Below are 15732 nucleotides of genomic sequence, written 5' to 3'. Positions count from 1 at the left end.
ATGCTCTTCAAACGAGCGGTGCAGCGCTATGGGCGCACACCGGAACCGGAAACTCCATACCAGCGTGCGGGCCAGCTCTGGGACGAGCGGATCGGATCGGCCCGCGTGCAGGCGCGCAACTGGCGGCTGATGGCGTTCGGCTGCCTCGGGCTGACCACGGCGCTGTCGGGCGGCCTTCTGTGGCAATCGCTGCAAAGCCGTGTGGTGCCGTATGTGGTCGAGGTCGATCGGCTCGGCGAGGCCCGGGCCGTCGAGCCGGCGACAAAGGACTATCAGCCGACCGATCCGCAGGTCGCATGGTTCCTCAGCCGGTTCATTGCCGATGTCCGGGCTCGCTCGCTCGATCCCGTGCTGATGCGACAAGACTGGCTCTCGGCCTATGACTTCACCACTAAGCGCGGGGCCATCTTCCTCGGTGACTATGCTCGCGCCGTCGATCCGTTCGGCCAGGTCGGCGAACGGACGGTCTCCGTGCAGGTCACCAGCGTGGTCCGCGCGTCCGACAAGTCGTTCCAGGTGAAATGGGTCGAAACCGCCTATGAGCGAGGCGCCCAGGCGGGCAGCTCGCACTGGACCGCGATCCTGACCGTGGTCATGGCACCCCCGTCCAGCGCCGACATTCTCCGGAAGAACCCGCTCGGCATCTATATTGATGCGATCGACTGGAGCCGGGAACTGGAGCCGGCCGGCACTGCCACCCCACAGCCCGCTTCGAGGGCCGCCCCGCCTGCATCGGCGGCGCCCGCAAACATCCCGGCCGGGTCGCCGCTCGATCCCAACCTTGCAGGCCCCACCACCAATACGGAGATCCAGCCATGAAATCCGCTTGTCTTGCCGCGACCGCACTGGCGGTCGCCATGCCCGCGTTCGCCCAGACACCACCTGCCGCCTCCGTGCCGGCTGCCGCTTCGGCGCAGTCCACGCCCCCATCTTCCGCGCCGGGCGTAGCGACGCCCAGCGTGGCTCCGGCAGTCACGGCGCCCGCTCCGGTGCGGCCTCGCTATCGTCCGCCGTCGCCTGCCGAACTCCGGGTCCGTGCCGCCAATCGGGCTGCGACGATGGAACCTGCGTCCGGCGGCTATCTCAATGCCGTGCAGGTCTATCCATACAGCGACGGCGCGATCTACCATGTATTCACCGCGCCCGGGAAAGTGACCGACATCGCCTTGCAGCCCGGCGAAGCTCTCGGAGCCGTTGCGGCCGGTGATACCGTCCGCTGGGTCATCGGCGATACCGCCAGCGGTAGCGGCGACACGAAACGCACCCATATTTTGGTGAAGCCCTTCACCGCCGGGCTTGCGACAAACTTGGTCGTGACGACCGACAAGCGAACCTATCATCTGTCGCTGACCAGCACGGATCGTACCGCCATGTCGGCGCTGTCCTGGACCTATCCAGCCGACCAGCTCATTGCGTTGAAGGCCGCGACCGAGCAGGCAAGGGCCGCGCAACCCGTCGCGTCCGGCCTGACGGTCGATCAGCTCCATTTCGGTTATGTGATTTCCGGTGACCAGCCCGCATGGCGGCCGTTGCGCGCGTTCGACGATGGGCGTCAGACGTTCATCGAGTTTCCTGCGAGCTTGGGCGTTGGCGAAGCGCCTCCGCTGTTTCTCGTTGACGGCAAGGGCATAGCGAGCCTCGTGAACTACCGCCTCCAGGGACGCTACTATGTCGTGGATCGGGTCTTCGACACGGCCGAATTGCGGCTTGGGCTCAAGCATCAGGATATCGTGCGGATCAGCCGGACCGGCGATGTCGCCAATGGGCGGAGGCGGCCGTGACCGACGCCGCCCCCGCAACTCCATCCAAGCTCGACCCAGAAACTCTGGCCATCCGCAGCAGGCCGCCGCGCGCAATCCGGTTCAAGCGCGGCGTGATCATCGCCATTGCCGCGCTCGGCTCAGTTAGTTTGACCGCAGTGACGTGGATGGCGCTCAAACCCCGCATGTTCCATGGTGTCAGCACGCAGGAAGAGCTGTCGGAGCCTAATGCCAGAGCCGCCAGCGACCTGCTCAACGGTGCGCCGGCGAGCTATGGCGACTTGGCGAAGCTCGGTCCCCCGCTACCCGGTGATCTCGGCAGGCCGATCCTGGAGCATCAGCAGTCGATGATGACCGGGGTCAACGCGGCTGATCAACAGCGACAGCAGGCCGAGGCGGCTGAGCGCGAAAGCCGGCTCGCGGAGCTGAAAGCGGCACGTGAGTCCGGCGTGCTCGTGCAGGGAAGGCAAGCGGTTGGTGTCACGGATGCGTCTCCCGTTGCCGCAGCAGCCGGACAGAGTGAAGCGCCGAAGCTGGCGCTGGACCCGACCAACGATCCCAACGCGCAGGGCCACAAGGAGGCATTCGTCGGCGCACTCGATCCGCGAGGCGACGTCAATCCGCACGTTCTTACGCCGCTGCCGTCCCCCTATACACTGTCCGCGGGCAGCGTGATTTCTGCGAGCCTGATTACCGGACTGCGTTCCGATCTTCCGGGACTGGTCACCGCCCAGGTCACCGAGAACACCTACGACAGCGCGACAGGGCGGATTTTGCTGATCCCCCAAGGCGCGCGGCTGATCGGCAGTTACGATAGCGTGGTCGCGTTCGGGCAAAGCCGTGCCTTGGTCGTCTGGCAGCGGGTCATCATGCCCGATGGCAGCTCGCTACGCATCGACAACGTGCCGGCAACCGACCCGTCTGGATATGCCGGGCTCGCCGACAAGGTGGATTTCCACACCTGGCAGTTGCTCAAGGGCGTCGCATTGTCGACCTTGCTCGGGGTGAGCTCCGAACTGGCGCTCTCTGGCCAGAGCGACCTCGTGCAGGCGATCCGCATGTCGACGCAGGACAACGTGTCGCGCGCCGGCGATCAAATCACCCAGCGCAATCTCGGCATCCAGCCGACGATCACGATCAGGCCCGGCGCGCCGGTGAGACTGGTGGTCCACAAGGATCTCGTACTCGCCCCAGTTGGAGGCCACTGAAATGGCGGGGATCAAACTAGGTAAGCTGCCCGATCGCACGCCGATCAAGCTGACGATAAGCGTCCTGCCCGATCTGAAACAGGCGCTCGATGACTACGCGGCCCTCTATAGCGCCACTTACGGAGAGAACGAGCCGATCACGGAACTCATTCCGCAGATGCTCGCTGCGTTCCTCGCTAGCGATCGGAATTTCGTCAAGACGCGCACCCGAAATGGGGCTTCAACCGAATGACGGAGCTCGTCAAGGAGAGCAGCGATCGACTGCTTAGGTTGCCAGAGGTGCGTCAGCGCGTGGGCCTTGGTAAGACTATGATCTACGAATTGATCGCGGATGGGCGCTTTCCCAAACCCTATAAGATCACGCCCGCTGCGGCGCGTTGGAGCGAGCGCGAAATCGAATTCTGGATCGACAGCGTGAAAGCCGGATCCGACCCGAGCGCATAGACATCACGCCGCGATTGAAGTGACGTCACTTTTTCCACGCCGCCTTTTCCGCGCTGATCCGGACAGATACGATTCCCAATCGCGCAAGACCTGCCGCCGTTTGAGGAACGCGTCGCCGCGCCGATACGCGCGCGAAGTCTCGTCGCCCACTTGATGGGCGAGTGCCTGTTCCACCGTCGACTCCGCATGGTGTGTCATATCGCCCATATAGTCGCGGAAGCTGCTGCGCATGCCATGCACCGTGTAGTGACCGAGCTTCATCCGCCGCAAGAGCATGGTCATCGACATCTGGGATAACGAGCTTCCTCGGCCCTGGCCGGGAAATACGTAGCTATCCGGATCGCATTTGGACCCGAGCGCCATCTCCTTGATGATTTCGACGGCACGAGGCGGAAGCGGAATGCGATGCTCCACGTTCATCTTCATCCGCTCCTTCGGAACCGTCCACACCTCGGTCGGGAGACTGACTTCGGACCATTTCATCTTGAGCGTCTCGTTTGTGCGGGTCGCGCAAAGAATTGTCAGCTCGAGCGCGCGCGCGGCGACCGCCGGACGGCCCCGTAACTGCCGCATGAAGTCGGGCATCTCCTCGTAGGGGATCGCTGGGTGGTGGCGCACCTGCTTCTTGTTCTTCCTGCGAGGTAACAAGTGAATGAGATTGCCTTTCCAGCGCGCCGGATTCTCCCAAGGGCTGGCGATATGCTTCGACGCCTTCGCGGCATCGAGAATGTTTTCGATCCGTCCGCGCAGCCGGCCGGCCGTTTCGGGTATCTTGTTCCAGATCGGCTTGAGGATGGCGAGTACGTCGTCCGCGGTGATGGCATCGACGGGCTTCATCAAAAGCGGCTTGCCGTGCGTCTTGATCGTGTTGCGCCACTGCTGACGATGCTTTGGATTGCGCCAACCTTCCTCGTGCGTATCGATGTAAGTATCAGCAAAAGCTCCGAACAACGGGGTGTTCGGCCCCTCCAGTTCGCGCGCCGCAGCGGCCGCCTCCTCGGCAGCCTTCACCACAGCGGCTTTGCGCTCGTCGATCGGATCGAGACCGTCCTTCAGCAATTGACGGGCGCTGGTCGCCAATTCGCGGGCCGCCGCCAGCGATACATCGGTGAGTGCGCCCAAACCCATCTCGCGGCGCTTTCCCGCGCGCTTGAACACATACACCCATTTGGTCGGACGGCCTTCGATGATGCGCAGGTACAGGCCACCGCCGTCATTGTGCCAGCCTGGCTGGGAGAGGGTGTCGACCTTTCGGGCACTGAGCTTGTTCAACGCCATGCCAATACTCCTGCACAGCCGCGACGACCGGATATACGCGCGGTTGGGATAATCGCGTGACGACTGGCATCCCGGCCTTGGACCGATTCTCGGTCCTTACTTCGGTCCGTACTTTTGCGCCGGAACGGGGCAAACGAGGACGAACTGCTGCGGCCGACTATCAGCCCGTTATCACGAAAAAATCTTTGTTTCTCAGGATAATATGGCACAAAAAGCCAAGAAATTCAAAGGCGGCAAAACGGGGGGTTCGAATCCCTCCCGCTCCGCCACCACCCTGCCCTTTCACATCCGTTCCAAAACATGATGGCCCGGTTGCTCGATGCCTTTTGAGGGCGATGGGCATCCATGTGCCTCGCTGGTGGTGCGCCGGTCCCGGTCGACCGGGCTGTCCATCCTTGCCCCGAGGCAGCACCTTTTTGGCAAGGCTCGCCGCTTCCCTATGCAAATACTGAGGTGGTCCCGCCTTCTTGGACAGTTTGGCGGCTGAGTTAAGCTAATCCCGGTTGTCGTTCATGCCGCCTGTTTGATCATCAGATCATGGGGGGCATGCCCCCCATGATCTGATTGCCCGATCCGTCGATAGGCCTCGAGCGGGGTTCTCCCGGCCAGGCCCGAGTGTGGGCGCTGGGTGTTGTAATAGGTGATCCACCGGCCAAGGCCAGCCCGCAGCTCGGAGCCGGTTTCGAAGGCATGGAGATAGACACACTCGTACTTCAGAGACCGCCAAAGCCGCTCGATGAAGACGTTGTCCATCCACCGCCCCCGGCCATCCATGCTGATGCGGATCTCGGCGTCGCGCAGCACGCTGGTAAAGCCTAGCGAAGTAAACTGGCTGCCTTGGTCAGTGTTGAAGATCTCGGGCTTGCCGAATCGGGCCAAGGCTTCTTCCAAGGCGGCGACGCAGAAGCCCGCGTCCATCGTGTTCGACAGCCGCCACGCCAGCACCTTGCGGCTCGCCCAGTCCATGATCGCCACCAGGTAAAGGAAGCCGCGGCGCATCGGGATGTACGTCACGTCGGCGCACCAGACATGGTTGGGTCGCTCGATCGCCAGCTTGCGCAGCAGGTATGGATAGACCCGGTGCTGCGGGTGCGGATCGCTCGTGCGCGGCCGCTGGTAGATCGGCGACAGGCCCATCTTCGCCATCAGGCGCCGCACCCGTCGCCGCCCAACCTCATGGCCAGCGCGCCGAAGGTGTCGCGCCATCTGACGGCTGCCGTACCATGGACACTCCATGAACGTCTCGTCGATCACCGTCATCAGCGCCAGCGTCTCGTCCGTTTCCGGCACCGGCGCGTAGTAATACGACGAGCGGCTGATACGCAGCAGGCGGCACTGTGCCGAGATCGATAGGCGATGGTCAGCAGGTTCGACCATCGCCCGCCTCCGGTCCACGCTCATCGACCGAAGGCTTTCGCTAAAAAATCCCGCTCCACGACCAGTTGCCCGATCTTCGCATGCAGCTTTTCCACCTCGCTCTCGCTGGCGGCCTTGGCCGCATCCCCGCCTCCGGAGAAGGTGTTCGCCATCCCCTCGATGGCCTGGCGCTTCCACGACGCGATCATCGTGTGGTGCACGCCGTGCTTCGTGGCCAGTTCAGCCAGCGTCAGCTCGCCCCGGATCGCCTCCAATGCCACCTTCGCCTTGAAATCCGCGCTGTAACGCTTCCTCGTCGTCTTCATTCCCGTACCAATCCATCAGGTCGGGACCAGCTTAACACCCTGTCCGAATTTCCGGCACCACCTCATACTATGGAGATCGCTGCTTCTCGATCTCGAACCTTAATGGCCGGCCGCAATATCTGAAATCCCCTCACGACTCGCGCACCGGTCTGTCCCGGCGCGCTCAAGGGGATTTAGAATGAAAAGCATTCCGGTCTTTGCGGCCGCCTTCATTGTCATCGCTTCCGCTGCGCCCGCCTTCGCGCAGGACGGCGGTTCCACGCCTGCCATCACTCTCAACGGATCGGCGACGCTGACGTCTGATTATCGTTTCCGCGGCATTTCCCAGACCGATCGCGACATGGCGATCCAGGGCGGGTTGTCCATCACGCATGAAAGCGGCCTCTATGCTGGCGCCTGGGCGTCGAACCTCTCGGGCTGGGGGACGTTTGGCGGCGCCAATATGGAGCTGGACCTGATCGCCGGCTACAAGGCGCAGCTTTCCGACAGCGCGACGATCGACGTGGGGCTGACCTGGTACATGTATCCGGGCGGAGCCGACAGGACCGACTTCGCTGAGCCTTTTATCAAACTGACCGGCGCGCGCGGCCCGGTGACGCTGACCGCCGGCGTCGCCTATGCGCCCAAGCAGCAAGCGCTGGGCCGCTGGTATCGCACCGGCGCCGACGCGGCCGCAGGCGTTTACACCAGCCCCGGCGCCAAGGACGATAATCTCTACCTCTGGGCCGACGGCGCACTGGCCATCGCGGGCACACCGCTGACCGCGAAATCCCATATCGGGCATTCGGACGGCAATTCCGGCCTTGGCTCCAATGCCACCAGCGTTGCGCCCACCGGGCGCTACTGGGACTGGTCGCTGGGCGCCGATGCGACATGGCGCAACCTGACATTCGGCGTCTCCTATGTCGGCACCGACATCACCCGCCGCGAGGCGGCCTATCTCCAACCCAGCTTCAGCAAGGGCCAGGACGGCTCCGGTTCAATCGCGAACGGGACGATCGTCGTGGCGCTGACAGCATCTTTCTAGAAGGTCTGAGGCATATGCATGATTTTCTCTGGATTGTGGCGACAGCCGGGCTGCTGGCGGCGACGCTCGCTTACGCCCGGCTCTGCGACCGAGCGTGAGGACGACGCCATGACCCTTGATCTCTGGCTCGCCGCCGTGACCGCCTTTGCCCTCCTCCTCTACCTCGTGGCGGTGCTGATCCGTCCCGAACGCTTCTAGAAAGGAAGCTGGACGATGACCCTCCAGGGATGGATAATGATCCTCGCCTTCGTCGGCATATTGCTCGCGCTGACCAAGCCGGTCGGCGCCTGGCTGTTCGCGCTCTATGAAGGCCGCCGCACCCCGCTTCATGCCTTGCTGGGGCCGATAGAGACAGGTTTCTACAGATTAGCGGGCGTCGACCCCCACGAGGAGCAGAGCTGGCGCCGCTATGCGGTGCATATGCTGCTCTTCAACTTCGTGCTGATGCTCTTCACCTATGGGGTGTTGCGCCTGCAGGGCATATTGCCCCTCAATGGCCTGGGTCATGACGGCATAGGGCCGGACGGCGCGTTCAACACCGCGATCAGCTTCATCACCAATACCAACTGGCAATGGTATTCGGGGGAGGCCGCGCTCTCGAATCTCAGCCAGATGCTGGGCCTGACAATCCAGAATTTCCTCTCGGCTGCGACCGGGATCGCGCTCGCCTTCGCGTTCTTCCGCGGCTTTGCTCGGCGCCAGTCGGCGACAATCGGCAACTTCTGGGCCGATATGACCCGGATCACCCTTTATCTGCTGCTGCCGGTCTGCGTCGTCTACGCCCTGTTCCTGATCGCTTCGGGCGTCCCGCAGACGCTGGCCGCGTCGGTGGACGTGACCACGCTCGAAGGCGTCAGGCAGACGCTGGCGCTCGGGCCGGTGGCGTCCCAGGAAGCGATCAAGATGCTCGGCACCAATGGCGGCGGCTTCTTCAACGCCAACAGCGCGCATCCCTTCGAAAATCCCGACGCCCTCACCAATTTTGTCCAGATGCTGTCGATCTTCGTGATCGGCTTCGGTCTCACCTGGTGCTTCGGCAAGGCGGTCGGCAACACCCGTCAGGGCTGGGCGATCCTCTCGGCGATGCTGGTCCTGTTCCTTGCGGGCGTGACGGTCACCTACTGGCAGGAAGCCGCAGGCAATCCGATTCTCCACGGTCTTGGCGTCGCTGGCGGCAATATGGAGGGCAAGGAAGTCCGGTTCGGCATCGTCGCTTCCGCTTTGTTCGCCGTCGTCACGACCGCAGCCTCCTGCGGCGCGGTCAACGCGATGCACGACAGCTTCACCGCCCTGGGCGGCATGATACCGCTGTTCAACATCCAGCTGGGCGAAGTCGTCATCGGCGGCGTCGGCGCGGGCATTTACGGCTTCCTTCTCTTCGCCATTCTGGCGGTGTTCGTCGCCGGGCTGATGGTGGGGCGGACGCCCGAATATGTGGGCAAGAAGATCGAGGCCCGCGAGGTCAAGCTGGCCGTGCTGGCGATCGCCATCCTGCCGCTCTGCATCCTGGGCTTCACCGCGCTCGCTGCCATCGTCCCCGCAGGGCTTGCCGGCCCGCTGAACAAGGGGCCACACGGCTTTTCCGAAATTCTCTACGCGTTCACTTCGGCCACGGGCAATAACGGTTCCGCCTTCGCCGGCCTCAGCGCGGGCACGCCTTTTTACAACGCTCTGCTGGGCATCGCCATGTGGTTGGGACGCTTTTTCGTGATCGTGCCGATGCTGGCGATCGCCGGAGGCCTGGCGGCCAAAAACCACACGCCGGAAAGCGCGGGCTCGTTTCCGACGACCGGCGCGCTCTGGGTCGGACTGCTGGTCGGCATCGTGCTGATCGTGGGCGGCCTTACCTTCCTGCCGAGCCTCGCGCTCGGACCCATCGCCGATCATCTTGCGATGATCAACGGCCAGCTCTTCTAAGGGGGGCGACATATGTCCCGCGCAACCAACACATCCTCCAATTCCCGATCTCTCTTTACAGCCGAGCTGATCGTTCCGGCGATCCGCGACGCCTTCATCAAGCTGAGCCCCAGCGAACTGATCCGCAACCCGGTGATGTTCGTGACGGCCGCCGTCGCCCTTTTGATGACCATCCTGCTTGTCATCGGCAGCGACGCGCTGGCGATCGGCTTCAAGCTGCAACTGGTCCTATGGCTCTGGCTGACGGTGCTCTTCGGCACATTTGCCGAAGCGCTGGCCGAAGGACGCGGCAAGGCGCAGGCCGCCTCGCTGCGAGCAACGAAGGCTGAACTGACCGCCAAACGGCTGAACAACAACCGCATCGAAGACGTGCCGGCAAGTCAATTGCGTGCGGGCGACGTCGTTCTGGTCCAGACCGACGATCTGATCCCGGCCGACGGCGAAGTAATCGACGGCGTCGCGTCGGTCAACGAAGCGGCGATCACCGGCGAAAGCGCGCCGGTCATTCGCGAGGCCGGCGGCGATCGCTCGGCGGTGACGGCGGGAACGCGCGTCATTTCCGACGAGATCCGCGTCAGGGTTACCGTCGATCCGGGCCAGGGCTTTCTTGACCGGATGATCGCTCTGGTCGAGGGCGCCGAGCGCCAGAAGACGCCGAACGAGATCGCTCTGACGCTCCTGCTGGTGGGATTGACGATCATTTTCCTGATCGCGGTCGGCACCATTCCTGGATTCGCCAGCTATGCGGGCGGCTCGATCCCGGTCGCAATCCTTGCAGCGCTGCTCGTCACCCTCATTCCGACCACGATTGCGGCGCTGCTGTCCGCTATCGGCATCGCCGGCATGGACCGCCTGGTGCGGTTCAACGTGCTCGCCAAATCCGGTCGTGCGGTCGAGGCGGCCGGCGACGTCGACGTGTTGCTGCTCGACAAGACCGGCACGATCACCGTGGGCGACCGGCAGGCCAGCGAACTGCGCCCGGTCGAGGGCGTGCTGCCTGAGAAGCTGGCCGAAGCAGCGCTGCTGGCGAGCCTTGCGGATGAGACCCCCGAAGGACGCTCGGTGGTCGCTCTTGCCCGCAGCCGCTTCCAGATCGCGACGACATACCTTCCCGCGGATGCCGACATCATTGCGTTCACCGCCCAGACCCGCATTTCCGGCGTCAGGACCGGCGGCTCGCTCATCCAGAAGGGCGCGGTCGATTCGATCCTCCGCGCCAATCCCGGACTGGGCGAAACCGCCGCCGCCACTCAGCTGCGCCGGATGACCGACGAGATCGCCCGCGCCGGGATGACGCCCCTGGCCGTCGCGCAGGATGGCAGGCTGCTGGGCGCGATCGCGCTCAAGGACGTGATCAAGGCAGGCGTGCGGGAACGCTTTGCGGAATTGCGCCGCATGGGCATACGGACGGTCATGATCACCGGCGACAATCCGCTCACCGCCGCGGCGATTGCGGCCGAGGCCGGGGTCGACGACTTCCTTGCGCAGGCGACGCCCGAAGACAAGCTCGACCTCATCCGCAAGGAGCAGCAGGGCGGGCGGCTGGTCGCGATGTGCGGCGATGGCACCAATGACGCGCCGGCGCTCGCGCAGGCCGATGTTGGCGTGGCGATGAACACCGGCACCCAGGCTGCGCGCGAAGCGGGCAACATGGTGGACCTCGACAGCGATCCGACCAAGCTTATCGAGGTCGTCGGCCTGGGCAAGCAGATGTTGATGACGCGCGGCGCCTTGACGACCTTTTCGGTCGCGAATGATGTCGCGAAATATTTCGCCATCATCCCGGCCATGTTCGTGGCGCTTTATCCGGGCCTGGGCGTGCTCAACGTCATGGGCCTTGCCACGCCCCAGAGCGCGATCCTGTCAGCGATCATCTTCAACGCGCTCATTATCCCGCTGCTTGTGCCGCTGGCGCTCAAGGGCGTCGCCTACAAGCCGATGGGGGCCGGGCCGCTGCTTGCGCGCAATCTGGCAGTCTACGGTCTGGGCGGGCTCGTGGCTCCCTTCATCGGCATCAAGATCATCGACCTGGCCGTCAACGGCCTGGGCTTCGCCTGAGGAGGCGCATCATGACCAAGGATTTTCTCTCTTCCCTCCGCCCGGCGATCGTGATGACGATCCTGTTCGCCATCCTGCTGGGTTTGTTCTATCCTTTGGCGATGACCGGCATGGGCCAGATCATCTTTCCGTCGCAAGCAAACGGCAGTCTCGTCCGTGACAGCAGAGGCGTGGCGATCGGCTCGGCGATCGCGGGCCAGGCCTTCACGTCCGAACGCTATTTCCAGACCCGCCCCTCGGCGGCAGGCGATGGCTATGACGGCCTCGCCTCGAGCGGCTCCAACCTTGGCCCCACCGCGCGGGCGCTGAGCGAACGAGTGAAAGCCGATGTCGAACACCGTCGGGCGGAGGGGCTTTCCGGTCCGCTGCCTGCCGATCTCGTGACCGCAAGCGGCTCCGGCCTCGATCCCGATCTGTCGCCCGAAGCGGCCATGGCGCAGATTGCACGCATCGCGCGGGTGCGGGGCATTGGTGCGCGACAGCTGCGCGATTTGATCGTGCGCAATACCGAACGGCCTGTGTTCGGCATCCTTGGCGAGCCGCATGTTAACGTGCTTGCGCTCAACCGGCAGTTGGACATGCTGCCAGGCCTTAGGCGTTGAGCGAGCGTGACAGGCCCGCGCCCGAAGCCTTTCTGCGCGCTGCCGCGCAGGAAGGCCGGGGGCGGCTCAAGATTTTCCTCGGCGCTGCGCCCGGCGTGGGCAAGACGTTCGAGATGCTGCTTCAAGCCGCGGCGCGCAGTCGCGCAGGGGTCGATGTCGTCGCCGCCGTCATCGAAACGCATGGCCGGCTGGAAACCGAAGCCCTGACCAAGGAGGTCGAGATGCTGCCGCGGCGCTCGATCTCCTACGCCAATCGCGCCCTCACCGAAATGGACCTTGAAGGCCTGCTCGAGCGTCGTCCGCAGCTCGCCCTGGTGGATGAACTCGCGCACAGCAACGCCCCCGGCAGCCGGCATCCTAAACGCTATCAGGATGTCGAAGAGCTGCTCGACGCCGGCATTGACGTCTATTCGACGCTCAATATTCAGCATGTCGAAAGCCTGAATGACGTCGTGGCCTCCTTCACCCGCGTTCGCGTGCGCGAAACCGTGCCGGACAATGTGCTCGAACAGGCCGAGATCGAGGTTGTGGACATACCGCCCGACGAACTCATCGAGCGGCTGAAGCAAGGCAAGGTCTATCTGCCGCAAGAGGCCACCCGGGCGCTCTCCCATTTCTTCTCCAGAACGAACCTTTCGGCGCTGCGCGAATTGGCGCTCCGGCGGGCGGCGCAGGCCGTCGATGCCCGCATGCTAGAGGACTTGCGGGCGCAGGCGCTCGGAGGAACCTGGGGCGCGAGCGAACGCATCCTCGTCGCCGTCAGCGAACAGCCGGGCGCGGAGGAACTGGTTCGAGCCGGAAAGCGCATCAGCGATGCCGCGCACGGGACGTGGAGCGCGATCCATATCGAAACGCCGCGCACACAGCATCTTGGCGAGGCCGAACAGCGCCGCGTCGCCGCCGCTCTCAATCTCGCCTCGCGTCTCGGAGCGGCCGTTGCCACCGTCCCGGCCTCGACCGTGATCGAAGGCCTCAAAAGCTACGCGGCCGAAGCCCGCACGACCCAGCTCGTCGTCGGCAAGTCGACCCGTTCGCGCTGGTTCGAGTTGCGGCATGGATCCATCGTCGATCGCCTGGTGCGCGAGACCCCGGGGGTCGCGGTCCACGTCCTGCCGATCGACACGGCGAACGCCCCGCCGGCCAGAGCGGGGTCTCGTCACAGCGGCTGGGGCGCGCCCTCCGGCTATCTATGGACGGCGCTTCTCGTCGCGGTCGTCACGGTGATCGGATCGGGACTGTTCCACATTCTCGATCTTGGCAATGTCGGGCTGCTCTATCTGCTCCCCGTGATGGCGGCGGCCAGCCTGTTCGGCCTGCGTACGGGCCTGTTTGCAGGACTGGCCTCCAGCCTGTGCTATAATTTCTTCTTCCTGCCGCCCACCGGCACGCTCACGATCGCCAATCCCGAAAACGTCATCTCCATCTTCATGCTGCTCGGGGTCGCCTTCGTCACCAGTCAGCTGACATCGCGTGTCCGGGCGCAGGCTGTTCTGGCCGCTTCCAGCGCGCGCGCCAACGCGGCGCTCGCCGGTTTTCTGCGGCAGCTGACGGCGCTTGGCACCGCTGAGGAAGTCGCGGAAGCCGCGTGTCACGAAATCGGGCTGCTGCTGGGCGTGCGGGTCGTCATTCTGGAGCAGGGTGAGACAGCCGGCCTGTCGATCAAGGCGACGAGCGCGCCGGGCGCCCAGCTGGAAACGATGGAACTGGCTGCGGCCCAGTGGGTGCTCGACACCGGCCAGCCTGCCGGCCGCGGCACCGGCAGCCTGACCGCGTCCGACTGGCAGTTCCAGCCGCTCAGGGCCGGCGACACCGTCGTCGCGGTGCTGGGCCTGGCGCGCGAAGACGGGGGCGAGCCCGTTCGGTCGGATCAGCTTTCGCTGCTCGGCAGCTTGGCCGATCAGACATCGCTGGCCCTGGAGCGTCTGAGCCTGGAATCCAGGATGCGCGATGTCGACAAGGTGCGCGAGCGCGACCGCCTGCGCGCGGCGCTGCTATCTTCGGTCAGCCACGACCTGCGCACGCCGCTGACGTCCATCCTGGGCGCAGCGGCGGAGCTGCGGCAGATCACGCAACATGCGCTGCTCGACACGATCGAGAGCGAGGCGCTGCGCCTCAATCGCTTTGTCGCGAACCTGCTCGACATGGCGCGCGTGGAAGCCGGCGCGCTGCGGCTGGATCTGGAGCCGGTCGATTTGACGGACGCCGTCAGCGCCGCCGTTCATGACACCCGTCGATCGCTCGAGGGGCACTCCATCATCTTGGAGGTCATGCCCGACCTTCCGCTCGTGACGGTCGATCCCCGGCTGTTCCACCACTGCCTCCTCAACCTGCTGGACAATGCGGGACGCTATGGGGCGGCGGGCACGCCGATCACGGTGCGCGCGGAGCGCTTTTATGGCGAACTGGTCCTGTCGGTCATCGACGAAGGGCCCGGCCTGCCGCCAGGCGCGGAGACGCAGGTGTTCGAAACATTTCGCCGGCTCGAAGGGTCCGATCGCGCCGTCAGCGGCACGGGCCTGGGGCTTGCGATCGTCAAGGGCTTCGCCGAAAGCATGGGCATGCAGGTCGAAGCCGCCAATCGCGAAGACAAGGCCGGCGCGCGCTTCAGCATCCGCTTCCCGGAGGCCTTGCTGGTGCGCGACAAGTTGCAAGGCATGGATATATGAGCGGTCAGCGCATTCTGATTGTCGACGACGAAGTCCATATTCGCCGGCTGCTGCAAGGAACGCTGGTTCGCGGCGGTTACGAGGCGATCGAGGCGAAAACAGCCCTCGAAGCCGTTGCGGAGGCGCGGCGCGGCAAGCCCGACGCCATCCTGCTGGACCTTGGCCTGCCCGACCGCGACGGGCTGGAGATCATTCAGCTGCTTCGCGGCGTCGCACCGGCCCCGATCATCGTCATATCCGCCCGCGACGCCACGGATCAGAAGGTCGCGGCGCTCGACCTTGGCGCTCATGATTATGTCACCAAGCCCTTCGACAGCGAGGAGGTGCTCGCCCGGTTGCGCGCGTCGCTGCGGGGCCGTGTCGAAGCGCAGGGCGGCTCGCCGCTGATCACTGCGGGCCCGGTCAGCATCGATCTCGCCAATCGGCTCGTCACCCGCCATGACCAGGAAGTGCATCTGACCCGCAAGGAATTTGAGGTGCTGAACCAGCTGGCGCTCTATCCCGGCCGGGTCGTCACGCATCAGCGGGTGCTGGAGGCCGCCTGGCCCTATGAGCAGGATCGGCGCATCGACTATCTGCGCATCGTGGTGCGCAACCTGCGCCAGAAACTCGAGGAGGACCCGGCGCGCCCCACGCTCATCATCAACGAACTGGGCGTGGGCTATCGCCTGATCGCGACAGGCTGACGCCCCAGGACGGCCTTTCGGGCCCGTCAGCCATCGGGATCGCGGCGACGATGGCGGCTCTACTGCCCTGCGCGCCCACAGGGGCGGCGATGCAGGATCACCGGCCAGCCTCGCATCGATGTCGATCTCAAGCTGGGACAGCAGGTCGCGGCACGGCCCCGCCCGCCTCTCCGTCATCGCCCAGACTTAGCCTGGCGCCCTCGCCGCCGTCGCCAACCTCTTCGGCGCGACCAAGGCGAACACCCTCAACCTCCAGCTCGTCAACCGCGAAGGCCCCTTCCACACCGACATCATCGACCTGGAAGTGGCGGATGCGCAGCATCTGATGCGGATCTTGTCCGCGCTACGCGCGATCGATGTGGTGGTGCAGGCGGATCGGGTTTGAGGGGAGAGAAACTGGCGGC

Annotated in this window: 14 protein-coding genes and 1 pseudogene; 13 read left to right on the top strand and 2 right to left on the bottom strand. The window is 64.6% G+C overall.

Annotated elements, in window-relative coordinates:
* Genes trbF through ACGGKE_RS14625 form a run of 5 tightly spaced genes read left to right on the top strand, consistent with a single transcriptional unit; the run spans position 1 to position 3412 of the window.
* Positions 1-819, top strand: a complete 819-nt coding sequence (trbF, locus tag ACGGKE_RS14645; protein ID WP_394438965.1) for a conjugal transfer protein TrbF — start codon at positions 1-3, stop codon at positions 817-819.
* Complete coding sequence (gene trbG, locus ACGGKE_RS14640) at positions 816-1781, top strand: P-type conjugative transfer protein TrbG (RefSeq protein WP_394438963.1); 966 nt, start codon at positions 816-818, stop codon at positions 1779-1781. The genes trbF and trbG overlap by 4 nt, the downstream gene beginning before the upstream one ends.
* Positions 1778-2968, top strand: a complete 1191-nt coding sequence (locus ACGGKE_RS14635; RefSeq protein WP_394438962.1) for a TrbI/VirB10 family protein — start codon at positions 1778-1780, stop codon at positions 2966-2968. Before trbG ends, ACGGKE_RS14635 begins: the two co-directional genes overlap by 4 nt.
* Position 2969: 1 nt before the next feature.
* Complete coding sequence (locus ACGGKE_RS14630; protein ID WP_394438961.1) at positions 2970-3200, top strand: DUF2274 domain-containing protein; 231 nt, start codon at positions 2970-2972, stop codon at positions 3198-3200.
* Entirely contained in the window at positions 3197-3412 is a 216-nt protein-coding gene (locus tag ACGGKE_RS14625; RefSeq protein WP_394438960.1) for a helix-turn-helix transcriptional regulator, read from the top strand. Before ACGGKE_RS14630 ends, ACGGKE_RS14625 begins: the two co-directional genes overlap by 4 nt.
* 3 nt (positions 3413-3415) lie before the next feature.
* On the opposite strand, the gene ACGGKE_RS14620 is transcribed toward ACGGKE_RS14625, so the two are convergent.
* Together ACGGKE_RS14620 and ACGGKE_RS14615 are read right to left on the bottom strand one after the other, a co-directional pair.
* Positions 3416-4690, bottom strand: a complete 1275-nt coding sequence (locus tag ACGGKE_RS14620) for a tyrosine-type recombinase/integrase (RefSeq protein WP_394438959.1) — start codon at positions 4688-4690, stop codon at positions 3416-3418.
* Positions 4691-5200: 510 nt separating this feature from the next.
* Positions 5201-6372 (bottom strand): IS3 family transposase gene (locus ACGGKE_RS14615; RefSeq protein ID WP_394438958.1). Its coding sequence is split into 2 segments (ribosomal slippage): positions 5201-6108 and positions 6108-6372, totalling 1173 coding nucleotides; the frame shifts between segments, so codons are not numbered across the junction.
* A gap of 178 nt (positions 6373-6550) precedes the next feature.
* Here ACGGKE_RS14615 and ACGGKE_RS14610 point away from each other — a divergent pair.
* The 8 genes and pseudogenes from ACGGKE_RS14610 to ACGGKE_RS14575 form a co-directional block, all read left to right on the top strand.
* On the top strand, positions 6551-7399 hold the full coding sequence (locus tag ACGGKE_RS14610; protein WP_394438957.1) for a TorF family putative porin: 849 nt from the start codon (positions 6551-6553) through the stop codon (positions 7397-7399).
* A gap of 108 nt (positions 7400-7507) precedes the next feature.
* Positions 7508-7597, top strand: coding sequence for a K(+)-transporting ATPase subunit F (kdpF, locus tag ACGGKE_RS14605; protein ID WP_394438956.1), 90 nt, complete (start codon positions 7508-7510; stop codon positions 7595-7597).
* Between the two features lie 15 nt (positions 7598-7612).
* The gene (gene kdpA, locus ACGGKE_RS14600) at positions 7613-9316 is read left to right on the top strand and encodes a potassium-transporting ATPase subunit KdpA (protein ID WP_394438955.1); all 1704 of its coding nucleotides are present in this window, start codon (positions 7613-7615) and stop codon (positions 9314-9316) included.
* Between the two features lie 12 nt (positions 9317-9328).
* Positions 9329-11374: a potassium-transporting ATPase subunit KdpB gene (gene kdpB / locus ACGGKE_RS14595; protein WP_394438954.1), complete on the top strand. Its 2046-nt coding sequence runs from the start codon at positions 9329-9331 to the stop codon at positions 11372-11374.
* An 11-nt stretch (positions 11375-11385) separates the two neighbouring features.
* A complete protein-coding gene (gene kdpC, locus ACGGKE_RS14590; RefSeq protein ID WP_394438952.1) occupies positions 11386-11976 on the top strand; it encodes a potassium-transporting ATPase subunit KdpC in 591 nt (196 codons plus the stop codon).
* Positions 11973-14642, top strand: a complete 2670-nt coding sequence (locus tag ACGGKE_RS14585) for a DUF4118 domain-containing protein (RefSeq protein WP_394438950.1) — start codon at positions 11973-11975, stop codon at positions 14640-14642. Before kdpC ends, ACGGKE_RS14585 begins: the two co-directional genes overlap by 4 nt.
* Complete coding sequence (locus tag ACGGKE_RS14580) at positions 14639-15328, top strand: response regulator (protein WP_394438948.1); 690 nt, start codon at positions 14639-14641, stop codon at positions 15326-15328. The genes ACGGKE_RS14585 and ACGGKE_RS14580 overlap by 4 nt, the downstream gene beginning before the upstream one ends.
* A 250-nt stretch (positions 15329-15578) precedes the next feature.
* Positions 15579-15713, top strand: a pseudogene (locus ACGGKE_RS14575) (hypothetical protein); the annotation flags it as partial.
* Between the last annotated feature and the right edge of the window lie 19 nt (positions 15714-15732).

This window comes from Sphingobium naphthae, from assembly GCF_043589935.1.
In the GTDB taxonomy this organism is placed as follows: Bacteria; Pseudomonadota; Alphaproteobacteria; order Sphingomonadales; family Sphingomonadaceae; genus Sphingobium; species Sphingobium naphthae_A.
The sequence above is the reverse complement of the archived record's forward strand: the minus strand, read 5'-3'. Positions and strand labels throughout refer to the sequence as shown.

Bases quoted from the DNA above. Each gene is read 5' to 3' on its own strand.
- trbF (WP_394438965.1), top strand. From the start codon at position 1: ATGCTCTTCAAACGAGCGGTGCAGCGCTATGGGCGCACACCGGAACCG.
- trbG (WP_394438963.1), top strand. From the start codon at position 816: ATGAAATCCGCTTGTCTTGCCGCGACCGCACTGGCGGTCGCCATGCCC.
- ACGGKE_RS14630 (WP_394438961.1), top strand. From the start codon at position 2,970: ATGGCGGGGATCAAACTAGGTAAGCTGCCCGATCGCACGCCGATCAAG.
- ACGGKE_RS14625 (WP_394438960.1), top strand. From the start codon at position 3,197: ATGACGGAGCTCGTCAAGGAGAGCAGCGATCGACTGCTTAGGTTGCCA.
- ACGGKE_RS14620 (WP_394438959.1), bottom strand. From the start codon at position 4,690: ATGGCGTTGAACAAGCTCAGTGCCCGAAAGGTCGACACCCTCTCCCAG.
- ACGGKE_RS14610 (WP_394438957.1), top strand. From the start codon at position 6,551: ATGAAAAGCATTCCGGTCTTTGCGGCCGCCTTCATTGTCATCGCTTCC.
- kdpF (WP_394438956.1), top strand. From the start codon at position 7,508: ATGACCCTTGATCTCTGGCTCGCCGCCGTGACCGCCTTTGCCCTCCTC.
- kdpA (WP_394438955.1), top strand. From the start codon at position 7,613: ATGACCCTCCAGGGATGGATAATGATCCTCGCCTTCGTCGGCATATTG.
- kdpB (WP_394438954.1), top strand. From the start codon at position 9,329: ATGTCCCGCGCAACCAACACATCCTCCAATTCCCGATCTCTCTTTACA.
- kdpC (WP_394438952.1), top strand. From the start codon at position 11,386: ATGACCAAGGATTTTCTCTCTTCCCTCCGCCCGGCGATCGTGATGACG.
- ACGGKE_RS14580 (WP_394438948.1), top strand. From the start codon at position 14,639: ATGAGCGGTCAGCGCATTCTGATTGTCGACGACGAAGTCCATATTCGC.